Genomic DNA, 21,262 nt, shown 5'->3' with positions numbered 1-21,262 from the left:
CTCTGGCCGTCGGCTGACGAAGGAGTCCGAAGGTGCCGTCGATGCTCGATGCTGTCGTCGTGGGGGCGGGACCCAACGGGCTGACCGCCGCCGTGGAGCTGGCCCGCCGTGGATTCGCCGTCGAGGTCTTCGAGGCGCGGGACACCGTCGGAGGGGGCGCGCGGACCGAGGAGCTCACGCTCCCCGGCTTCCGCCACGACCCCTGCTCCGCCGTCCACCCGCTGGGCGTCGGCTCGCCGGTCTTCAAGACGATGCCGCTCGACCGGTACGGCCTGGAGTGGCTGCACCCCGAACTGCCCATGGCCCACCCCTTCGACGACGGCACCGCAGCCGTGCTGTCCCGCTCGGTCGCCGAGACCGCGGCCTCCTTCGGGCCGCGCGACGCGGGCGCCTACCGTCGGCTCGTCGCCCCCTTCATCGGCCGGTGGGACACGCTCGCCCGGGACTTCATGTCGCTGCCGCTCACCGCGCTGCCGCGTGATCCGCTGACTCTCGCCCGATTCGGACTGACCGGTCTCCCGCCGTCCACCTGGCTGATGAAGCGCTTCCGTGACGACCGGGCGCGTGCGCTGTTCGCCGGTCTCGTGGCCCATGTCATCGCGCCGCTCGACGGCCTCGCCACCAGCGCCGTCGGCCTGATGTTCGCGCTGGCCGCGCACGAGGGCGGCTGGCCGCTGCCGCGCGGTGGCTCGCAGTCCGTCTCCGACGCGCTGACCGGGTATCTGCGCGATCTGGGCGGGGTGGTCCACACCGGCTACGAGGTGAAGCGGCTCGACGACCTGCCGCCCGCCCGCGCGTACATCTTCGACACCTCGCCGACGGCCGCCGCGCGCATCGCCGGTCTCGGCCGGGCCTACGACGGATACCGGTACGGGGCGGGTGTCTTCAAGATCGATTACGCGCTCGACGGGCCGGTGCCCTGGACGGCGGAGGCGCCCCGGGCCGCCGGGACCGTGCAGATCGGCCCGACCAGCCGCGAGATCGGCACGGCGCTGCGCCAGGCAGCCGGCGGCCGCGCCCCCGCCACACCCTTCCTGATCAGCGCCCAGCCCAGTCTGGTAGACCCGTCCAGAGCGCCCGAAGGCAAGCACGTCTTCTGGACGTACGGACATGTGCCGCACGGCTGGGACGGCGACCTCACCGAGGCCATCGAGCGGCAGATCGAACGGTTCGCACCCGGCTTCCGCGACCGCGTGCTCGCCCGCGCCACTGCGGGACCCGCCGAACTGTTCGCACGCAACGCGAACTACGTGGGCGGCGACATCGCCTGCGGGGCGGCCTCCGGACTGCAACTGCTCCTGCGGCCCAAGCTCTCGCTGTTCCCGTACACGACCTCGCACCCGGCGGTGTACCTCTGCTCGGCGGCGACCCCGCCGGGACCAGGCGTCCACGGCATGTCGGGTCACAACGCGGCGAAGGCCGTATGGCGGCGGTTGCGCCGGACGTGAGCGGGGCGGGGGCCCGGCGGAGATCCGGCGGCCCGGCGGGATCCGGGGCAGGCCCGGCGGGATCCGGGGCAGGCCCGGCGGAGATCCGGCGGAAGCCCGGTCGGAGGGAGATGTCGGATTCTCGCCAGCCGCCGGTACGAGGAGTGGCCGATGCTTGAGTCATGCACACCGACACCGAGCGCTGCGTACGCGCCGTCCAGTCGAAGGACGCCCGCTTCGACGGCTGGTTCTTCACGGCCGTCCTGACCACCAGGATCTACTGCCGCCCCAGCTGCCCGGTCGTGCCGCCCAAGGTCGAGAACATGACCTTCTACCCGAGCGCCGCCGCGTGCCAGCAGGCCGGGTTCCGCGCCTGCAAGCGCTGCCGCCCGGACACCAGCCCGGGTTCCCCGGAGTGGAACGCCCGCGCCGACGTCGTGGCCCGCGCGATGCGCCTGATCCGGGACGGCATCGTCGACCGGGAAGGGGTGCCCGGCCTCGCCGGACGGCTCGGATACTCGACCCGGCAGATCGAGCGCCAGCTCCTGGCCGAGCTCGGTGCGGGCCCGCTCGCCCTGGCCCGCGCGCAGCGTGCGCAGACGGCGCGCATCCTCATCGAGACGACGGAACTGCCCATGGCGGACGTGGCGTTCGCCGCCGGGTTCTCCTCCATCCGCACCTTCAACGACACCGTCCGCGAGGTCTTCGCGCTCGCCCCGGGCGAACTGCGCTCCCGTGTAGCCCCCGGTGCGCGGCCGCACACTCCGGGCACGATCCCGCTCCGGCTCCCGTTCCGCGCGCCCCTCAACCCCGACAACCTCTTCGGCCACCTCGCGGCGACCGGGGTCCCGGGTGTGGAGGAGTGGCGGGACGGCGCGTACCGCAGGACGCTCTCCCTCCCGTACGGGCACGGCATCGCCGAACTCACGCCCCGGCCCGACCACATCGGCTGTCTGCTCTCGCTCACCGATCTGCGCGACCTCACCCACGCCATCAGCCGCTGCCGCTGGCTGCTCGACCTCGACGCCGATCCCGTGGCCGTCGACGGCGAGCTGCGCAACGACCCGCTGCTGGCGCCGATGGTCGACAAGGCACCGGGCCGGCGGGTGCCCCGTACCGTCGACACGGCGGAGTTCGCGGTACGGGCGGTGCTGGGCCAGCAGGTGTCCACGGCTGCGGCGCGTACCCACGCCGCCCGGCTCGTCGCCGCGCACGGGGTGCCCGTCGACGACGCCAGGGGCGGCCTCACCCATCTCTTCCCGTCGCCGCAGGCCCTGGCGGCTCTCGACCCGGAGTCCCTGGCACTGCCGCGCAGCAGGCGTACCACCCTCACCACACTGGTCGGCGCGCTCGCCGACGGGTCGCTCACGCTCGGAGTGGACAGCGACTGGGACGAGGCCCGCACCGGGCTGCTCGGCCTGCCCGGCTTCGGCCCCTGGACGGTCGAGGTCATCGCGATGCGCGCCCTGGGCGACCCCGATGCCTTCCTCCCCACCGACCTGGGCATCCGGCGGGCGGCGGGGGAGCTGGGCCTGCCTTCGACACCCGCCGCGCTCACCGCGAGGGCCGCGGCCTGGCGGCCCTGGCGGGCGTACGCCGTGCAGTACCTGTGGGCCACCGACTCGCACCCCATCAACCAACTGCCCGTCTGAACTCCCGCAGTTCCGGAGAGAGGAGCACCCTCATGTCTGCTATGTCGGCAATGTCTGCGAACCCGGCCGGGAAACGGCACACCGTGGTCGACAGCCCGTACGGTCCGCTCACCCTCGTGGCGACCGACGGCCTGCTGAGCGGCCTGTATATGACGGAACAGCGCCACCGGCCGCCCGAAGAGACCTTCGGCGAACCCGACCCCCGGCCCTTCGGACAGGTCAGGGAGGAGCTGACCGCGTACTTCGAGGGCGGGCTGACCGAGTTCACGGTGGAGCTGCACCTGGCGGGCACGCCCTTCCAGCGCACTGTCTGGGACCAGTTGCGGCGGATTCCGTACGGCGAGACCCGTTCGTACGGCGACCTCGCCGACCGGCTCGGCAGACCGGGCGCCTCACGGGCCGTGGGCCTGGCGAACGGCAGGAATCCGGTCGGGATCATCGTCCCGTGCCACCGAGTGATCGGCTCGACGGGCAGCCTCACCGGTTACGGCGGCGGACTCGACCGTAAACAGCGGCTGCTGGCCTTCGAGTCGGGCGGTGCGGGTCCGGGGGAGTACGCCCTCTTCTGACCGGTTTCTGACCGGTCCGTATGGGCAGCGGGCGGGTGGTGCGGATAGGGTCGGAGCGGCGCGACTGCCTGTTCGAAAGCAAGGGATAAACAAGGTGACGGACGGAGCAGTAACTGAAGCCGCACGGGTGCTCGTGGCGGCCGACAAATTCAAGGGGTCCCTCACGGCCGTGGAGGTCGCTGAGCGGGTGACGGCCGGCCTGCGGCGGATCGTTCCCGGTGTGCAGGTCGAGACCCTGCCCGTCGCCGACGGCGGGGACGGCACCGTCGCCGCCGCGGTCGCGGCGGGGTTCGACCGGCACGAGGTACGGGTCACCGGGCCCCTCGGTGAGCAGCTGACCGCGGCGTTCGCGCTGCGCGACGGTGTGGCCGTGGTGGAAATGGCCGAGGCCTCCGGCCTCCAGCACCTCCCGGCCGGGGTATTCGCTCCGCTGACCGCCACCACGTACGGCTCAGGTGAGTTGCTGCGCGCGGCGCTCGACGCGGGGGCCAGGTCCATCGTCTTCGGTGTCGGCGGCAGCGCCACGACCGACGGTGGCGCTGGCATGCTGGCCGCGCTCGGTGCCCGCTTCCTGGACGCCGCCGGACAGCCCGTGGGGCCGGGTGGCGGGGGACTGAACGAGCTGGCGACGGCCGATCTGTCCGGTCTGGACACCCGGCTGGCCGGCACGGAGATCGTCCTCGCCAGCGACGTGGACAACCCGCTGACCGGGCCCAAGGGCGCACCCGCGGTGTACGGGCCGCAGAAGGGCGCGTCCCCCGAGCAGGTCGCGGCCCTGGACGCCGCGCTGACGCACTTCGCCGCCGTGCTGGAGAAGTCCATCGGGGCGGGGGCCGCGGAAGCCGCTCTCGCGCCGGGGGCCGGTGCCGCGGGCGGTATCGGCTTCGGGGCGCTGGTCGGTCTGGGGGCGAGCTTCCGCGCGGGTATCGACGTGATGCTCGACGTCCTGGGCTTCGCCCCGGCCGTGGCCCGGGCGACCCTGGTCGTCACCGGTGAGGGTTCGCTCGACGAGCAGACCCTGCACGGCAAGGCACCGGCCGGTGTCGCCGCGGCGGCGAGGGCCGCGGGTAAGGAGGTCGTCGCGGTCTGCGGACGTCTCACGCTCCCGGCTGAGGTCCTCGGCCGGGCGGGCATTCGCCGTGCGTACGCTCTCACGGAGCTGGAGCCAGACGTGGAGCGCTGTATCGCCAACGCGGGCCCGCTCCTGGAGCAGGCCGCCGAGAACATCGCCCGCGATTTCCTCGTGCGCGAGTGACAACGGGTCACTCCGGGGTGTGAACGGGGGCCGGGCGGGGCGCCGCCCGGCCCGGCTCGCGCCCGCGGGCGGGGGCGGCCCAGCCCTGTCCAAGTATTTGAGATGGTCAACTTTCCGGGCGTAGCATCGCCCCATGCCAGAAACCCCCGGACCCGGCACCGACCGGCTCATGGAGCTGCTCTCGGTCTCGCTCGGCGCCTACTACGGCGACTTCACGGCAGCGGCCGCCGCCGAGGGGCTCACGGCCAGCCAGGGCAAGACGCTCAGCGTGCTGCGCCGGGGGCCGTCCGCGATGCGCGCCCTGGCGACCACACTGGCCTGTGACGCCTCCAACATGACCGGGATCATCGACCGGCTGGAGAAGCGCGCACTCGTACGCAGGGAACCCAGCCCCACCGACCGGCGCGTCAAGAACGTCCTCCTCACCGCGGCGGGCGAGCGCACCGTCGACGCGATCAGGGCGGGGATGCACACGACGCTGGCCGGTCTCGAAGGCCTGCCGGACGCCGACCGGACCGTACTCGCGGACCTGCTGCAGCGGGTCTTCGCAGTCCCCGCCGAGACCGGCCGGACCTCATGACAACGCCGGAGGGCCCCGAGTGCGATGCACTCGGGGCCCTCCGGCACTGTCCGGGAGCTACGGCAGCTGCGCCGTACGCGCCTCGCGGCGGTTGCCGCGGAAGGTGTTCACCCGGCGCGCGGTGGCGAAGAGCGGAATGACCGCACCCAGCACCACCTGGAGCGCACAGCCGGTCTGCAGGAGCAGCTGGCCGCCGGGAGCGTCGAACGCCCAGGCGGCGAGCAGTCCCATGGCGCCCACGATCCAGCTGAGCATCCCCACCGCGAGGACACCCCGCGGCTTCGGGTACTCGACCCGGCTCACCATCAGCCAGGCGACCCCGATGACCGCGAGCAGCGTCGGTACGAAGGGCAGCTGGAGGAGCACGATGGAGACCACGGTCAGCGCCCCGAAGGGGGACGGCATGCCCTGGAACGTGCCGTCCTTCATGGTCACGCAGGAGAACCGGGCGAGCCTCAGCACCACCGCCAGCAGCACCACGATCGCCGCCACCGCCGCGACGCGCTGGTGGGCGTCGTCCGCGACCATCCCGTACACCAGCACGAAGTAGGCCGGGGCGAGCCCGAAGCTGATCAGGTCCGAGAGGTTGTCCAGCTCCGCCCCCATCGCCGAGCTGCGCAGCTTACGCGCCACGAGCCCGTCGCAGAGGTCGAAGATCGCGGCGAGCAGCATCAGGATCACGGCGGTCGCGGCGGAGTGCCGCCCCATGCCGGTCTCCTGGCTGCCCTGGAGGTGCGGGATGAGGATTCCGGTGGTGGTGAAGTACACCGCCATGAATCCGCACGTCGCGTTGCCGAGAGTCAGGGTGTCCGCTATCGACAGCCGCAGCGAGAGCGGCATGTCCTCGATGTCGTCCTCGGCCTCCGCCTCGGGAACCCAGCCGGTCTGTGTCTCCGGATCAATCACGGTCAATTCGAGTCACCCCCGCGGTGGTGGGCTGGCCGACCTCGACCGCGACATCGATACCTTCCGGAAGGTAGATGTCGACGCGAGAACCGAAGCGGATCAGGCCGATCCGCTCGCCCTGCTCCACCTTCGTACCCTGGGGAAGGTACGGCACGATGCGCCGTGCGACGGCACCGGCGATCTGCACCATCTCGATGTCGCCGAGCTCGGTGTCGAAGTGCCAGACAACGCGCTCGTTGTTCTCGCTCTCCTTGTTGAACGCCGGGACGTAACCGCCGGGGATGTGCTCGACGGACGTCACGGTGCCCGCCAGTGGTGCGCGGTTCACGTGGACGTTCAGCGGGCTCATGAAGATCGCGACGCGGGTGCGCCCGTCCTTCCACGGCATGATGCTCTGCACTACGCCGTCGGCCGGCGAGATGACCCTGCCCTGTGTGATCTCCCGCTCGGGGTCGCGGAAGAACCACAGCATTCCCGCCGCGAGGGCGGTGGTGGGCACGGCGGCAGCAGCCCAGCGGCCGGACCGGCGAGCCCGGGCCAGGCTGAGCGCCGCGGTCGCGACAGTCGGCAGGAGCCACGGCGATGCTCCGCGCGCGAGACGGACTCGACCGCGTGGTGCAGAGGTTTGGCTGTGGGGCATGAATGACCTTCGTAGCGGATGATGCCGCACGGGAACGGGGGACGGCGGCTTTCGGGCGATGCTATCGGTTGTGCACCACAACTGGGCAAGCCAGGAAGCCGAGTCGGCGGCTGGAAGATGATGACTGGCTGTGATCTTCTTCGCTGATATATCGCCACGAAAGGGACAATCAGCCCTGGAATCGGTACTCTTCGAGGAGGCGCCGACCGATGATCATTTTCTGGATCTCGGCAGTACCTTCGCCGATCAGCAGCATCGGGGCCTCGCGGTAGAGCCGCTCGATCTCATACTCCTTGGAGAACCCGTATCCACCGTGGATACGGAAGGCGTCCTCCACGACCTCCTTGCAGTACTCGGAGGCCAGATACTTGGCCATCCCCGCTTCAAGGTCGTTTCGTTCCCCGGAGTCCTTTTTGCGTGCCGCATTGACCATCATCGCATGGGCGGCTTCCACCTTGGTAGCCATTTCGGACAGCTTGAACTGAATTGCCTGATGCTGGGCGATCTGTTTGCCGAAAGTGTGACGTTGCTGTGCGTAGCTGATACCCAGCTCGAAGGCGCGCTGTGCTACTCCGCAGCCACGCGCTGCGACATTCACCCGCCCGACTTCGACTCCGTCCATCATTTGGTAAAACCCTCGGCCCGTAACCCCACCAAGTACGCGATTGGCCGGAATTCGCAGGTCGTCCATGATCAGCTCGGTGGTGTCGACCCCCTTGTAGCCCATCTTGTCGATCTTGCCGGGGATGGTCAGGCCCGGGCGGACCTCGCCGAAGCCCGGCTCCTTCTCGACCAGGAAGGTCGTCATCGACTTGTGCGGGGCCGTGCCCTCGGGGTGACCCTCGTCACTACGGCACAGGACCGCGACGAGTGAGGACGTGCCGCCGTTGGTCAGCCACATCTTCTGGCCGTTCAGGACGTAGTCGTCGCCGTCCCTGATCCCCTTCGAGGTGATCGCCGACACATCCGACCCCAGCGCGGGCTCGGACATCGAGAACGCGCCGCGGACCTCGCCGGCGGCCATCCGCGGCAGGAAGGTGTCCTTCTGCTCCTGGGTGCCGTGCTGCTTGAGCATGTACGCCACGATGAAGTGCGTGTTGATGATGCCCGACACGCTCATCCAGCCACGCGCTATTTCTTCGACACACAGCGCGTAGGTGAGCAGCGACTCGCCCAGGCCCCCGTACTCCTCGGGGATCATCAGCCCGAACACGCCGAGTTCCTTGAGGCCCTCGACGATCTGGGACGGGTACTCGTCGCGGTGTTCGAGTTCGGTCGCGACCGGCAGGATCTCCTTGTCGACGAAGTCCCTGACGGTGGCCAGGATTTCCTGCTGCACATCGGTGAGACCCGGTGTCTGGGCGAGTCGGCTCATGACTGCTTCTCCTGTGACGTCACGCTGTTGGTGGGAAATCGCCTACTGGGAAGGAACAGGGCGGCCGGGCTGTTCTCCGCCGCGCTCCTTGATGTAGGTGGCGGTGGGGACCATGACCTTGCGGCGGAAGACACAGACGACGGTGCCGTCCTGGTTGTAGCCCTTGGTCTCGACGTACACGATTCCGCGGTCACTCTTGGACTTGGAGGGGGTCTTGTCCAGGACGGTGGTCTCGCCGTAGAGGGTGTCGCCGTGGAGGGTCGGCGCGATGTGCTTGAGCGACTCGACTTCCAGGTTGGCGATGGCCTTGCCGGACACGTCGGGCACGGACATGCCGAGGAGCAGGGAGTAGATGTAGTTCCCGACGACGACGTTCTTGCCGAAGTCGGTGGTCTTCTCCGCGTAGTTGCCGTCCATGTGGAGGGGGTGGTGGTTCATGGTGAGCAGGCAGAAGAGGTGGTCGTCGTACTCGGTGACCGTCTTGCCGGGCCAGTGCTTGTAGACGGCGCCGACCTCGAACTCCTCGTAGGTGCGTCCGAACTGCATGGTTCAGGCCTCCGGCGCTTCGAACGTGGTGGTGCGGCGCAGCCCTGCGGCGCGGCCCTTGCCGGAGACGACCAGGGCCATCTTGCGGCTGGCCTCGTCGATCATCTCGTCGCCGAGCATGGCGGAGCCCTTCTTGCCGCCGGCCTCCGACGTGCACCATTCGTAGGCGTCGAGGATCATCTCGGCGTGGTCGTAGTCCTCCTGGGAGGGCGAGAAGATCTCGTTTGACGCTTCGACCTGGCCGGGGTGGAGGACCCACTTGCCGTCGAAGCCGAGAGCCGCCGCCCGCTTGGCGACGTCGCGGTAGCCGTCGACGTTGCGGATCTGGAGGTAGGGGCCGTCGATCGCCTGGAGGTCGTAGGTCCGGGCGGCCATCAGGATCTTCATCAGGATGTAGTGGTAGGCGTCGGCGCCGTAGCCCGGGGGCTGCTCGCCGACGACGAGGGTCTTCATGTTGATGGACGCCATGAAGTCGGCGGGGCCGAAGATGATGGCTTCGTTACGGGGTGAGGCGGCGGCGATCTCGTTGACGTTGACGAGGCCCTTGGCGTTCTCGATCTGTGCTTCGATGCCGATCTTGCCGACTTCGAGGCCGATGGTCTTCTCGATCTGGGTGAGCAGCAGGTCGAGAGCGACGATCTGCTGGGCGTCCTGGACCTTGGGCAGCATGATGCAGTCGAGGTTGTGGCCCGCGCCCTCGACGACGGTGATGACGTCGCGGTAGGTCCAGTGGGTGGTCCAGTCGTTGACGCGTACCACGCGGGTCTTGCCGGTCCAGTCGCCCTTGTTCAGTGCCTCGACGATGGTGTGCCGGGCGCCTTCCTTGGCAAGCGGTGCGCAGGCGTCCTCCAGGTCGAGGAAGACCTGGTCGGCCGGGAGGCCCTGGGCCTTCTCCAGGAAGCGCGGGTTCGATCCGGGAACGGCGAGACACGAGCGCCTCGGACGCAGACGGTTCACAGGGCTGGTCGACTCGGTCATGCGGGGACCTCCAGAGGGTCGAGCTTGTTCGCTTTCCGGATCACTTCGACGATACGTCCGATGATCTCGGTGATCCCGAAGTCCTTCGGGGTGAATACGGCGGCGACGCCGGCCTCCTTGAGCGCCGTGCCATCGGCGTTGGGGATGATCCCGCCGACGATCACGGGGATGTCGGACGCGCCCGCCTCGCGCAGCCGCTCCAGTACGTCCGGGACCAGTTCGGCGTGCGAGCCCGACAGGATCGACAGGCCCACGCAGTGCACGTCCTCGGCCAGGGCCGCCGCGACGATCTGCTCGGGGGTCAGTCTGATCCCCTGGTAGACCACTTCGAACCCGGCGTCACGGGCCCGTACGGCGATCTGCTCGGCCCCGTTCGAGTGCCCGTCGAGGCCCGGTTTGCCGACCAGCAGCCGTAGCCGCCCGCTGCCGAGGTCCTGGGCCGTACGGGTCACGGCGGCGCGTACGGCGGCGAGCGGGGTACCCTCCTCCGCGGTCACCGCGACCGGCGCGCCGCCCACCCCCGTGGGCGCCCGGAACTCGCCGAACACGTCGCGCAGGGCCCAGGACCACTCGCCCGTGGTGACACCCGCGCGGGCGCACGCCACCGTCGCCCCGAAGAGGTTGCCGTCACCGGCCGCTGTCGCCTTGAGGACCGCGAGCGACTCCTGGGCCGCGCTCTCGTCACGGTTGTCGCGCCAGGTGTGCAAGGCGGCCACGACCCGCGCCTCGTTCTCCGGGTCGACCGTCATGATCGCCGTGTCCAGGTCGGCGGTGAGCGGGTTGGGCTCGGTCGACTCGTAGCAGTTGACGCCGACGATCTTCTCCTCGCCGCCCTCGATCCTGGCCCGCCGCCCGGCGTGCGAGGAGACCAGCTCCGACTTGAGGTAGCCGGACTCGACGGCCGCCATCGCGCCGCCCATCTGCTGGATGCGCTCGATCTCCGCGAGCGACTCCTCGACGAGCTCCTCGACCTTGGCCTCGATGACATGGGAGCCGTCGAAGATGTCCTCGTACTCCAGCAGATCGCTCTCCTGGGCGAGTACCTGCTGTATCCGCAGCGACCACTGCTGGTCCCAGGGCCTGGGCAGCCCCAGCGCCTCGTTCCAGGCGGGCAGCTGCACGGCGCGGGCCCGTGCGTCCTTGGAGAGGGTGACCGCCAGCATCTCCAGGACGATGCGCTGGACGTTGTTCTCCGGCTGTGCCTCGGTGAGCCCCAGCGAGTTGACCTGGACGCCGTAGCGGAAGCGGCGCTTCCTGGCGTCCGTGATCCCGTACCTCTCCCGCGTCAGCCGGTCCCAGATGCGGCCGAAGGCGCGCATCTTGCACATCTCCTCGATGAAGCGGACGCCCGCGTTCACGAAGAACGAGATCCGTGCGACGACCGCGTCGAACCGCTCGGGCGGTACCTGCCCCGAGTCGCGTACGGCGTCCAGGACCGCGATCGCGGTGGACATGGCGTACGCGATCTCCTGGACGGGGGTGGCGCCGGCCTCCTGCAGGTGGTAGCTGCAGATGTTGATCGGGTTCCACTTGGGGATGTGGGCCACCGTGTACGTGATCATGTCGGTGGTGAGGCGCAGGCTCGGCCCCGGCGGGAACACGTGGGTCCCGCGCGACAGGTACTCCTTGACGATGTCGTTCTGCGTCGTCCCCTGGAGCCGGCCCGGGTCCGCGCCCTGCTCCTCGGCGACCACCTGGTACAGCGCCAGCAGCCACATGGCCGTGGCGTTGATGGTCATCGACGTGTTCATCTGCTCCAGCGGGATGTCCTGGAACAGCCGCCGCATGTCGCCGAGATGGGAAACGGGCACCCCGACCCGGCCGACCTCGCCGCGGGCCAGGATGTGGTCCGGGTCGTAGCCGGTCTGCGTGGGCAGGTCGAAGGCGACGGACAGACCCGTCTGGCCCTTGGCGAGGTTGCGCCGGTAGAGCTCGTTGGACGCTTCGGCCGTCGAGTGGCCGGCGTAGGTCCGCATGAGCCAGGGGCGGTCCTTGTGACGTTCAGTCATCTGGAGACCTCAGACGTTCCGGCCGGCGGCGGTCTGCTCTGCCGGGTCGCTGCGGAACAGGTTGATGGCGTCGACGTGCTTCTCGCGCAGCTCCGGGTCGCGCACACCGAGCCCCTCGGCGGGTGCCAGGGCCAGGACGCCGACCTTGCCCTGGTGCAGGTTGCGGTGCACGTCGTACGCGGCCTGCCCGGTGTCGTCGAGCGAGTACACCTTCGACAGGGTGGGGTGGATCTTGCCCTTGGCGATCAGCCGGTTGGCCTCCCAGGCCTCGCGGTAGTTGGCGAAGTGGGAGCCCACGATCCTCTTCAGCGACATCCAGAGATAGCGGTTGTCGTACTCGTGGGTGTACCCGGAGGTCGAGGCGCAGGTGACGATCGTGCCGCCCTTGCGTGTCACGTACACCGAGGCGCCGAAGGTCTCGCGGCCCGGGTGCTCGAAGACGATGTCCACGTCCTCGCCGCCGGTCAGTTCGCGGATGCGCTTGCCGAACCGCTTCCACTCGCGCGGGTCCTGGTGGTGCTCGTCCTTCCAGAACCTGTAGTCCTCGGCGCTGCGGTCGATGATCGCCTCGGCGCCCATCCGGCGGCAGATGTCCGCCTTCTGGTCGCTGGAGACGACACAGACCGGGTTGGCGCCGCCGGCCAGCGCGAACTGGGTGGCATAGCTGCCGAGGCCGCCGCTGGCACCCCAGATCAGCACGTTGTCGCCCTGCTTCATCCCGGCGCCGTTGCGGGAGACCAGCTGGCGGTACGCGGTGGAGTTGACCAGTCCGGGGGCGGCGGCCTCCTCCCAGCTGAGGTGGCCGGGCTTGGGCATCAGCTGGTTGGACTTGACGAGGGCGATCTCCGCCAGGCCGCCGAAGTTGGTCTCGAAGCCCCAGATGCGCTGCTCGGGGTCGAGCATCGTGTCGTTGTGGCCGTCGGAGCTCTCCAGCTCCACCGACAGGCAGTGCGCGACGACTTCGTCGCCCGGCTGCCAGGCGTTGACGCCGGGGCCGGTCCGCAGCACGACGCCCGCCAGGTCGGAGCCGATGACGTGGTACGGCAGGTCGTGGCGCTTGGTGAGCTCGCTGAGCCTTCCGTAACGCTCCAGGAAGGAGAACGTCGAGACGGGCTCGAAGATCGAGGTCCAGACGGAGTTGTAATTCACCGAGCTGGCCATGACGGCCACCAGGGCCTCGCCGGGACCGAGTTCGGGCACCGGCACGTCCTCGACGTGCAGGGACTTACGCGGGTCCTTGTCGCGGCTTTCGAGGCCGGCGAACATCTGGGCCTCGTCCTTGTGCACGGTCACCGCGCGGTACGACTCGGGGAGTGCCAGGGCGGCGAAGTCGGCCGCCGTGGCAGCGGTGGAGCCGCCTGCTGTGTCGGTCCGCGACTGGATCGCGTCCAGGATTTCCTTCACGGTGCTGCCTCCGGCGAAGCGTGTTGGGGGAGTTGGTCAGGGTGAGCCCCGCGGGAGGCGGGGCTGCTGCTGTGGAGGTGTGCCGTCGGTTCGGCGTGAGCTGGTGCGGCGGCGCCGTGGTGGGGCGCTGAAGGTGCCTGTGACGCAGGCGTCCGGGCGCGTGAACACGTGGTTCACGGGGACAGCCGGCATACGAAGGTCGCTGCACGCCGGCCGCTCGGACACCTTCAACGTATGGCACCCCGTGCCAAGCCGCAAGACACTGAGTGCCAACAATTTCTCTCAGTTGTCACCGGCGGGTCACGTATGAGCGAAAACCGGAACGGCCGCCCCCGGAGGGGCGGCCGTCGCGGTGCGGATCGGTCAGATGCTGGTCGGTTACGTGCTCAGCGCTTCCTCAGCGCCTGCTCGATGGTGCGCATGACCTCGTCGAGCGGGGCATCGGTACGCGCCACCGTCACCAGAACCTCACCACTGCTCCGCACGGTCGCGGCCGGGGTGCGCTCGGCGGTGCGGCCGGCGCCTATCCCGGTGCCGAAGGTGTCCCGGACGATGGCGAAGGCGTGGTCGAGCCGGGCCTCCACGTCGCCCTGGCCGCCGGCCCGCAGCCAGCGGCGCAGCACATGGTTGTGCGCGGTGACCACGGCGGACGCCGCCACCTCGGCCAGCAGCGGATCGTCGTTGCCGTCGTGCTGCTCATGCTCGTCGAAGTGGCCCAGCAGATAACGGGTGAACAGCCGCTCGTAGCGGGCCACCGAGGCGATCTCCGCCTCCCGCAGCGTCGGCACCTCACGGGTCAGCTTGTACCGCGCCACCGAGACCACAGGCGACGCCGCGTACATCCGCATGACCTCCTTGATGCCCCGGCACACGGTATCGAGCGGATGCTCGTGCGGCGGCGCCGCGTTCAGCACCGCCTCGGCCCGCACCAGCGTGTCGTCGTGGTCCGGGAAGATCGCCTCTTCCTTGGAGCGGAAGTGCCGGAAGAAGGTCCGGCGTGCGACCCCGGCCTGCGCCGCGATCTCGTCGACGGTCGTCGCCTCGTACCCCTTGGCCGCGAAGAGCTCCATGGCCGCCGAAGCCAGTTCGCGGCGCATTTTGAGGCGCTGGGCGGCCGCGCGGCTGCCTGCGGCACTCTCAGGGGCGTCTGACGACGCGTTCTTGCGGACAGGCCGTCGGACGGGGCCGGTGAGCTCGGGCATGGTCCGAACGTACTGCATGGGACCGGCGGAACGTGTTTGCGGGGGCGGGCCGCCACCCGGTTCCAGCAGCCCGCCCCAGTCGCCCGGCGGATCAGCGACGGGCATACTCACGGAAACCGCGCCCGGTCTTGCGGCCGAGGCAGCCCGCCGCCACCAGGTGCTCCAGCAGCGGCGCCGGGGCGAGACCCGGGTCGCGGAACTCGCGGTGCAGCACCCGCTCGATGGCGAGCGAGACATCCAGGCCGACCACGTCCAGGAGCTCGAAGGGGCCCATCGGGTAGCCGCCGCCCAGCTTCATCGCCGCGTCGATGTCGTCGAGCGTCGCGTAGTGCTCCTGGACCATCTTGACCGCGTTGTTGAGGTACGGGAACAGCAGCGCGTTCACGATGAAACCGGCGCGGTCACCGCAGTCCACCGGGTGCTTGCGCACCTTCGTGCATACCTCACGGGCGGTGGCGTGGATGTCGTCGGCGGTGAGGACGGTACGGACCACCTCGACCAGCTTCATCGCCGGGGCCGGGTTGAAGAAGTGCATCCCGACGACGTCCTGCGGGCGCGAGGTGGCGCGGGCGCACGCGATGACCGGGAGCGAAGAGGTGGTGGTGGCGAGCACCGCGCCCTGCTTGCAGACCTTGTCGAGCGTCTCGAAGAGCTGCTGCTTGACCTCCAGGTCCTCGGCCACCGCCTCGACGGCCAGATCCACGTCGGCGAACGCGTCGAGCGAGCCGGCGGGGGCGATCCTGGCCAGCGTCTCGTCCCGGGCCGCCGCGGTCATCCGCCCCTTGTCGACGGAGCGCGCAAGCGATTTGGCGACCCGGGCCTTCGCGGCCTCGGCCTTCTCCGGGCTGCGGGCGGCGAGCACCACGTCGTAACCGGCCTTGGCGAAGACCTCGGCGATGCCGGAGGCCATCGTCCCCGAGCCCGCGACGCCCACCGACGTGACGGGCCGGGCCGCGACGGGCTGTGCACCGTCGAGCGGGGTGAGGGCGTCCCGCACCACGTCGGCGCTGCCCGGCTCCTCGTACGTGTAGAAGCCGCGGCCCGACTTGCGCCCGGTCAGCCCGGCGTTGCTGAGCTGCTTGAGGATCGGTGCGGGGGCGTGCAGCCGGTCCCTGGACGCGGAGTACATCGCCTCCAGGACGGTACGCGCGGTGTCGATGCCGATCAGGTCGAGCAGCGCGAGCGGGCCCATCGGCAGCCCGCAGCCGAGCCGCATCGCCGCGTCGATGTCCTCGCGGGACGCGTACTTGGCCTCGTACATCGCCGCCGCCTGGTTGAGATAGCCGAACAGCAGCCCGTCGGCGACGAAACCGGGGCGGTCGCCGACCGCGACCGGCTCCTTGCCCAGGTCGCGGGCGAGTTCGGTGACGGCGTCGACGGCCGAAGGAGCGGTCAGCACCGACGAGACCACCTCGACCAGCTTCATCGCCGGGGCCGGGTTGAAGAAGTGCAGGCCCAGGACGCGCTCGGGGTGCGAGGTGTCGGCGGCGAGCCGGGTCACGGACAGGGCGTTGGTGCCGGTGGCCAGGACCGCGGTGGGGCGCACGATCTCGTCCAGGGCCCGGAAGACCTGCTGCTTCGTCTCGTACGACTCCGGTACGACCTCGATCACCAGGTCGGCGTCGGCCGCGGCCTGGAGGTCGGAGAAGGTGCGGAACCGCGCGAGCACGTCCAGCCGCTCCTGATCCGTGAGGCGCTCCCGCCGCACGGCTCGGGCGGTGGAGGATTCCAGCGCCGCCACGGCGCGCGCCGCCGCGTCTGCACTGACGTCGATTCCGATGACCTCGCGGCCGCCGCGAGCCAGGACCTCGGCGATGCCGGTGCCCATGGTGCCGAGGCCGACCACGGCGATGGTGTGCAGAGGCATGTCCATCAGGGGACTCCAGGGATGAGTGACGACTGAGGGGTGCACGCGGTGCCCGGCCGTACCAGGGGTACACCGGGGGCATGCAATGAGGTGTCGTGAGAGGGGCCGACGGACCCGGTCCCGGGGCCACGTCGTACAGAACCGCTGAGTCGCGCAGAACCGCTGTGTTCTGCTGAGAACCGCTGAACCGACAGACACTCTTGGCGGCTGCGTCACCAGGCCGCGCTGAGGTGGAACGAACGGGGTGGTGCCCCGCTCACTTGAGAGTAACCGCCGAGTAACGAGCGCGCCATACCTGGGGCGCTGTGATCTGGATCGCTGCCGTGCCGGCCCGCTCGTGGACGCCGGCGGGTCCGGGACCGGCGCGCGGTGGCGCCGGTCCCGGTGAGAGGCGGTGCGGCCAGGGCAGGGGTCAGACGGGCGTGACGTACGCGCCCGCGATCCCGCCGTCGACCAGGAACTCGGCAGCGTTGACGAACGAGGAGTCGTCGCTGGCGAGGAACGCGACGGCGGACGCGATCTCCTCGGGCTCGGCGAACCGGCCGACGGGGACGTGCACCAGGCGGCGCTCCGCAAGCGCCGGGTCGTCGGCGAACAGCTTCCTCAGGAGCGGGGTGTTGACCGGCCCCGGGCAGAGGGCGTTGACCCGGATGCCCTCGCGGGCGAACTGGACGCCCAGTTCGCGGGACATGGACAGCACACCGCCCTTGGAGGCGGAGTAGCTGATCTGGGAGGTGGCGGCGCCCATCACGGCCACGAAGGACGCGGTGTTGATGATGGAGCCGCGGCGCTGGTCCCGCATATAGGGCAGGGCGTGCTTGCAGCAGAGGTAGACCGAGGTGAGGTTGGTCTCCTGTACGCGCCTCCAGGCATCCAGTTCCGTGGTCAGGATCGAGTTGTCGTCGGGTGGGGAGATGCCCGCGTTGTTGAAGGCGATGTCGACCGAGCCGTAGGTGTCGTAGGCGGTCCTGTAGAGCGCCTCGACCTGGTCGGAGTCGACCACGTCCACCTGGACGAAGAGGCCGCCGACCTCCTGGGCGGCGGCCTTGCCCGCCTTGTCGTCGATGTCGGCGCAGACGACGTTGGCACCCTCGGAGGCCAGCCGGCGGGCGCTGGCCAGCCCGATGCCGCTGCCGGCCCCGGTGATCACTGCGGTGCGGCCCACCAGCCGGCGGCACACGGAGGTCTGGTCGGTCACTTCAGTACTCCTCGGAGGCGATGAAGACGTTCTTGGTCTCGGTGAAGGCGGACAGCGCGTCCGGTCCCAGCTCACGGCCGAGTCCGGACTGTTTGAACCCGCCGAACGGGGTCGAATAGCGCACGCTGCTGTGGGAGTTGACGGAGAGGTTGCCGGCCGCGACAGCCCGCGAGACCCGCAGCGCCCGGCCGACGTCGCGCGTCCACAGGGAGCCGGAGAGCCCGTATGCGGTGGCGTTGGCGATCCGGACCGCGTCGGCCTCGTCGTCGAAGGGGAGGACGACGGCGACCGGGCCGAAGATCTCCTCGACGGCCGTACGGTCACCGGGCCGCCCTTCCAGGACGGTGGCCGGGTACCAGAAGCCCTTGCCCGTGGGGGCCTCGCCACGGATGGCGGCCGGTGCCTCCTCGGGCACGTAGGACCGCACCCGTTCGCGCTGGGCGTGGGAGATCAGCGGGCCCATCCGGGTGGCGGGGTCGGCGGGGTCGCCGGCCACGAACGCCCGGACCGCGGGCTCCAGCAGCTCCATGTAGCGGTCGTGGACCGAGCGCTGGACGAGGATGCGGCTGCGGGCGCAGCAGTCCTGGCCGGTGTTGTCGAGGAAGGATCCGGGAGTGGCGGCAGCGGCGGCCTCGATGTCGGCGTCGGCGAAGACGATGTTGGGGCTCTTGCCGCCGAGTTCCAGGGTGAGCCGCTTGGTCTGCTCCGCGCAGCGTGCCGCGATCCGCCGGCCCGTGGCGGTGGAGCCGGTGAAGACGACCTTGGCGACGGCGGGGTGGTCGACGAGGGCGGCGCCGGTGACCGGACCCTCACCCGGCAGGACCTGGAAGAGGCCCTCGGGAAGTCCCGCGTCCAGCGCGTACTGCGCGAGCCGGAGCGCGGTGAGGGGGGTGGTCTCGGCCGGTTTGAGGAGGACCGCGTTGCCGGCCGCGAGCGCGGGGGCGGTGCCCCAGGCGGCGATCGGCATCGGGAAGTTCCAGGGGGCGATCACGGCGACGACGCCGAGCGGTTCCTGGAAGGTGACGTTCAGCCCGCCGGCGACCGGGATCTGGGCGCCGTTGAGGCGTTCCACTCCGCCGGCGGCGTAGTGCAGCAGATCGCGGACGTTGCCCGCTTCCCACTCGGCGTTGCCCAGCGGGTGGCCTGCTTCTCGCATCTCCAGTTGGGCGAGCGACCCGCGGTGGGTGTCCACTACGTCGGCGAACCTGCGCAGGATGCGGGCCCGGTCGGCGGGTGCCAGGGCCGCCCACTTCAGCTGGGCCGCGGCGGCCCGGCGTACCGCGGCGTCGACCTCGGCGGGGGACGTGGTGGGGACGGTGGCCACCAGTTCCTCGGTCGCCGGATTGATGATGTCCAGCTCGTGCACAGTGTCCACGTGGTTGTTCCTCACATGCGCTCGAAGGAGCGGAAGCGTTCCCAGTCGGTGACGGCCGTGTCGTAGGCGTCCTGTTCGACGCGGGCCATGTGGCGGTAGTGGTCGACGACCTCGTCGCCGAAGGCTGCCCGGGCGATGGGGCTGTTCTCCCAGCGCTCGGCGGCCTCGCGGAGCGTGGTGGGCACATGCGCGGCGTCGCTGTTGTAGGCGTTGCCGGTACACGCCTCGGGGAGTTCCAGCTCGTTCTCCACGCCGTACAGGCCGGCTGCGACCATCGCGGCGACCGCCAGGTAGGGGTTCACATCGCCGCCGGGCAGGCGGTTCTCCAGGCGGTGCGAGCGGCCGTGGCCGATCACCCGCAGTGCGCAGGTCCGGTTGTCCGGGCCCCAGGTGACGGCGGTGGGCGCGAAGGAGCCGTCGCGGAAGCGCTTGTAGGAGTTGATGTTCGGGGCGTAGAAGAGGGTGAAGTCCCGCATGGCGGCGGCCTGGCCCGCGAGGAAGTGCCGCATGACCCCCGACATGCCGTACGGGCCGTTGTCATCGGCCAGTACGGGCCGGCCGTCCGCGTCCTGCAACGAGAGGTGGATATGGCAGGAGTTGCCCTCCCGCTCGTCGTACTTCGCCATGAAGGTGAGCGACATGCCCTCCTGCGCCGCGATCTCCTTGGCGCCGGTCTTGTAGATGCTGTGCTGGTCGCACGTGGTGAGCGCCTCGTCGTAGACGAACACGATCTCGTGCTGGCCGAGGTTGCACTCGCCCTTGGCCGACTCGACCGTCATACCGGCCCCGCCCATTTCGTTGCGGATGCGGCGCAGCAGTGGTTCGACGCGGCCGGTGCCGAGCACCGAGTAGTCGGAGTTGTACTGGTTGGCCGGATTCATCTGACGGTAGCCGCGTGACCAGCCGTCTTCGTAGGTGTCCTTGAAGAGCATGAATTCCAACTCGGTGCCGGCGTACGCGCTCCAGCCTCGCTCGGCGAGCCGGTCGAGCTGGCGGCGCAGGATCTGCCGGGGGGAGGCGACGACCGGTGAGCGGTCGTGCCAGGCCAGGTCGGCGGTGATCAGTGCGGTGCCCGGGTTCCAGGGGGTGCGGCGCAGGGTGGCGGCGTCGCCGTGCATGGCGAAATCGCCGTAACCGCGTTCCCAGGAGGACATTTCGTAGCCCCCGACGGTGTTCAGGTCCACGTCCACGGCGAGGAGGTAGTTGCAGCCCTCCGTGCCGTGTTCGAGGACGGTGTCGAGGAAGTAGCGGGCGGCGAACCGCTTGCCCTGGAGCCTGCCTTGCATATCCGTGAAGGCGAGGACGACAGTGTCGATCTCTCCGGCTTCAACGAGGACTCTGAGCTCCTCGACCGAGAGTGGGGGCGTGCGGTCAGCCACGGTTCTGCCTCCTGTCACTGCATCCGGAGGTCATAAGGTATGCGGGTGAACCATTGATTGGGAAGGTGTTGGTGATGGACGGTGCGTTGGACCGGCTCGCGCCCGTGCTGCGGCCGGTGCGGGCGGGCAACGGTTTCGAGGAGGCGCTGGAGCAGATACTCCAGATAGTCAGGCTCGGCCTGGTCTCCCAGGGTGAACGGCTGCCATCGGAAAGGGAGTTGGCCGAGCGGCTGCGGATCAGCCGGGTGACGCTGCGCGAGGTGCTGAAGGTCCTGCAGGACCAGGGCCTGGTGGAGGCCAGACGCGGGCGGTACGGCGGCACGTTCGTACGGGTGCGTACGGAGAATCCCGGTGAGGCCGAACTGCGTCGCCGGATCGGCAACATCGATGTCGAGGACACGCTGCGGTTCCGGGAGGTGCTGGAGGTCGGCGCGGCCGGGCTGTGTGCGACGCACGGGCTGACCGGCGCGGAGAGCGACCGGTTGCGCTCCGCGCTGGCGGCGACCCATGACGCGCCGCTGACGGACTACCGCAGGCGCGACACGATGCTGCATCTGACGCTCGCGGAGCTGTCCGGTTCGGCGTCGCTGGCGGCCCAGTACGCGGCGGTGCGGTCGGGTGTGAACGATCTGCTGGACTGCATTCCGCTCCTGGTGCGGAATCTTGAGCATTCGCAGACCCAGCACAGTGCGCTGGTCGAGGCGGTACTGGAAGGCGACGCGGACGGCGCGCGCGAGGTGATGCGCGAGCACTGCTGCGGGACCGCCGCCCTCCTGCGGGGATTCCTGACGGCCCCGGCGCCCTGACGGCCCGTTGGGCGAAGATCTTGCGCGTGCAGTCTTGCGCACAGGTCTTGCGCCGGAGCGGTACGGGCGGCAAAGGTATGCCGCTGAACCTTTA

General features: G+C 69.9%; 18 protein-coding genes. 6 read left to right on the top strand and 12 right to left on the bottom strand.

Translation table 11 applies throughout. The annotated features are described in order from the left end of the window. Window positions 1-32: 32 nt before the first annotated feature. The 5 genes from OG452_RS04690 to OG452_RS04670 all read left to right on the top strand — a co-directional run bounded on the left by OG452_RS04690 (window position 33) and on the right by OG452_RS04670 (window position 5,483). The gene (locus OG452_RS04690; RefSeq protein ID WP_327294340.1) at window positions 33-1,448 is read left to right on the top strand and encodes a phytoene desaturase family protein; all 1,416 of its coding nucleotides are present in this window, start codon (window positions 33-35) and stop codon (window positions 1,446-1,448) included. 161 nt (window positions 1,449-1,609) lie between these two features. Beyond that, complete coding sequence (locus tag OG452_RS04685; protein WP_327294339.1) at window positions 1,610-3,079, top strand: AlkA N-terminal domain-containing protein; 1,470 nt, start codon at window positions 1,610-1,612, stop codon at window positions 3,077-3,079. A gap of 41 nt (window positions 3,080-3,120) precedes the next feature. Beyond that, window positions 3,121-3,648 carry a methylated-DNA--[protein]-cysteine S-methyltransferase gene (locus OG452_RS04680; RefSeq protein WP_327294338.1) on the top strand — a complete coding sequence of 176 codons (528 nt, stop codon included), beginning with the start codon at window positions 3,121-3,123 and terminating at the stop codon, window positions 3,646-3,648. 94 nt (window positions 3,649-3,742) lie between these two features. Beyond that, a complete protein-coding gene (locus OG452_RS04675; protein ID WP_327294337.1) occupies window positions 3,743-4,903 on the top strand; it encodes a glycerate kinase in 1,161 nt (386 codons plus the stop codon). A gap of 133 nt (window positions 4,904-5,036) precedes the next feature. Further along, window positions 5,037-5,483 carry a MarR family winged helix-turn-helix transcriptional regulator gene (locus OG452_RS04670; protein ID WP_405564206.1) on the top strand — a complete coding sequence of 149 codons (447 nt, stop codon included), beginning with the start codon at window positions 5,037-5,039 and terminating at the stop codon, window positions 5,481-5,483. A 57-nt stretch (window positions 5,484-5,540) separates the two neighbouring features. On the opposite strand, the gene pssA is transcribed toward OG452_RS04670, so the two are convergent. From pssA to OG452_RS04610, 12 genes are all read right to left on the bottom strand, one after another. Beyond that, on the bottom strand, window positions 5,541-6,395 hold the full coding sequence (pssA, locus tag OG452_RS04665; protein ID WP_327294336.1) for a CDP-diacylglycerol--serine O-phosphatidyltransferase: 855 nt from the start codon (window positions 6,393-6,395) through the stop codon (window positions 5,541-5,543). Beyond that, the gene (locus OG452_RS04660) at window positions 6,382-7,029 is read right to left on the bottom strand and encodes a phosphatidylserine decarboxylase (RefSeq protein WP_327294335.1); all 648 of its coding nucleotides are present in this window, start codon (window positions 7,027-7,029) and stop codon (window positions 6,382-6,384) included. Before OG452_RS04660 ends, pssA begins: the two co-directional genes overlap by 14 nt. 169 nt (window positions 7,030-7,198) lie before the next feature. Then, the gene (locus tag OG452_RS04655) at window positions 7,199-8,404 is read right to left on the bottom strand and encodes an acyl-CoA dehydrogenase family protein (protein ID WP_327294334.1); all 1,206 of its coding nucleotides are present in this window, start codon (window positions 8,402-8,404) and stop codon (window positions 7,199-7,201) included. Window positions 8,405-8,446: 42 nt separating this feature from the next. Continuing rightward, window positions 8,447-8,950, bottom strand: a complete 504-nt coding sequence (locus OG452_RS04650) for a MaoC family dehydratase (protein ID WP_327294333.1) — start codon at window positions 8,948-8,950, stop codon at window positions 8,447-8,449. Between the two features lie 3 nt (window positions 8,951-8,953). Further along, window positions 8,954-9,928 (bottom strand): HpcH/HpaI aldolase/citrate lyase family protein, encoded by a 975-nt coding sequence (locus OG452_RS04645; protein ID WP_327294332.1) that lies wholly within the window; start codon window positions 9,926-9,928, stop codon window positions 8,954-8,956. Further along, window positions 9,925-11,937, bottom strand: coding sequence for a protein meaA (locus OG452_RS04640; RefSeq protein WP_327294331.1), 2,013 nt, complete (start codon window positions 11,935-11,937; stop codon window positions 9,925-9,927). Before OG452_RS04640 ends, OG452_RS04645 begins: the two co-directional genes overlap by 4 nt. 9 nt (window positions 11,938-11,946) lie before the next feature. Next, on the bottom strand, window positions 11,947-13,341 hold the full coding sequence (ccrA, locus tag OG452_RS04635) for a crotonyl-CoA carboxylase/reductase (protein WP_327294330.1): 1,395 nt from the start codon (window positions 13,339-13,341) through the stop codon (window positions 11,947-11,949). A 386-nt stretch (window positions 13,342-13,727) separates the two neighbouring features. Then, the gene (locus OG452_RS04630) at window positions 13,728-14,543 is read right to left on the bottom strand and encodes a TetR family transcriptional regulator (protein ID WP_327294329.1); all 816 of its coding nucleotides are present in this window, start codon (window positions 14,541-14,543) and stop codon (window positions 13,728-13,730) included. A gap of 91 nt (window positions 14,544-14,634) precedes the next feature. After that, on the bottom strand, window positions 14,635-16,416 hold the full coding sequence (locus tag OG452_RS04625) for a 3-hydroxyacyl-CoA dehydrogenase family protein (RefSeq protein ID WP_327294328.1): 1,782 nt from the start codon (window positions 16,414-16,416) through the stop codon (window positions 14,635-14,637). Window positions 16,417-16,822: 406 nt separating this feature from the next. After that, window positions 16,823-17,608 (bottom strand): 3-oxoacyl-ACP reductase, encoded by a 786-nt coding sequence (locus tag OG452_RS04620; RefSeq protein ID WP_327294327.1) that lies wholly within the window; start codon window positions 17,606-17,608, stop codon window positions 16,823-16,825. A gap of 1 nt (window position 17,609) precedes the next feature. Then, entirely contained in the window at window positions 17,610-18,974 is a 1,365-nt protein-coding gene (locus OG452_RS04615; protein WP_405565678.1) for an aldehyde dehydrogenase family protein, read from the bottom strand. 20 nt (window positions 18,975-18,994) lie between these two features. Continuing rightward, window positions 18,995-20,362 (bottom strand): glutamine synthetase family protein, encoded by a 1,368-nt coding sequence (locus OG452_RS04610; protein ID WP_327294325.1) that lies wholly within the window; start codon window positions 20,360-20,362, stop codon window positions 18,995-18,997. Between the two features lie 74 nt (window positions 20,363-20,436). Here OG452_RS04610 and OG452_RS04605 point away from each other — a divergent pair, with 74 nt between their 5' ends. Then, window positions 20,437-21,168 carry a FadR/GntR family transcriptional regulator gene (locus tag OG452_RS04605; protein ID WP_327294324.1) on the top strand — a complete coding sequence of 244 codons (732 nt, stop codon included), beginning with the start codon at window positions 20,437-20,439 and terminating at the stop codon, window positions 21,166-21,168. The last annotated feature ends 94 nt before the right edge of the window (window positions 21,169-21,262 follow it).

This window comes from Streptomyces sp. NBC_01197 (assembly GCF_036010505.1).
In the GTDB taxonomy this organism is placed as follows: Bacteria; Actinomycetota; Actinomycetes; order Streptomycetales; family Streptomycetaceae; genus Streptomyces.
This window is presented reverse-complemented; position numbering and strand designations above follow the sequence as displayed.

What these genes read in the sequence shown, in the direction of transcription:
- OG452_RS04625 (WP_327294328.1), bottom strand. Translation starts at nt 16,416, where the DNA reads ATGGACATGCCTCTGCACACCATCGCCGTGGTCGGCCTCGGCACCATG.
- OG452_RS04630 (WP_327294329.1), bottom strand. Translation starts at nt 14,543, where the DNA reads ATGCCCGAGCTCACCGGCCCCGTCCGACGGCCTGTCCGCAAGAACGCG.
- OG452_RS04680 (WP_327294338.1), top strand. Translation starts at nt 3,121, where the DNA reads ATGTCGGCAATGTCTGCGAACCCGGCCGGGAAACGGCACACCGTGGTC.
- OG452_RS04650 (WP_327294333.1), bottom strand. Translation starts at nt 8,950, where the DNA reads ATGCAGTTCGGACGCACCTACGAGGAGTTCGAGGTCGGCGCCGTCTAC.
- OG452_RS04640 (WP_327294331.1), bottom strand. Translation starts at nt 11,937, where the DNA reads ATGACTGAACGTCACAAGGACCGCCCCTGGCTCATGCGGACCTACGCC.
- OG452_RS04670 (WP_405564206.1), top strand. Translation starts at nt 5,037, where the DNA reads ATGCCAGAAACCCCCGGACCCGGCACCGACCGGCTCATGGAGCTGCTC.
- OG452_RS04645 (WP_327294332.1), bottom strand. Translation starts at nt 9,928, where the DNA reads ATGACCGAGTCGACCAGCCCTGTGAACCGTCTGCGTCCGAGGCGCTCG.
- OG452_RS04605 (WP_327294324.1), top strand. Translation starts at nt 20,437, where the DNA reads ATGGACGGTGCGTTGGACCGGCTCGCGCCCGTGCTGCGGCCGGTGCGG.
- OG452_RS04685 (WP_327294339.1), top strand. Translation starts at nt 1,610, where the DNA reads ATGCACACCGACACCGAGCGCTGCGTACGCGCCGTCCAGTCGAAGGAC.
- OG452_RS04655 (WP_327294334.1), bottom strand. Translation starts at nt 8,404, where the DNA reads ATGAGCCGACTCGCCCAGACACCGGGTCTCACCGATGTGCAGCAGGAA.
- OG452_RS04660 (WP_327294335.1), bottom strand. Translation starts at nt 7,029, where the DNA reads ATGCCCCACAGCCAAACCTCTGCACCACGCGGTCGAGTCCGTCTCGCG.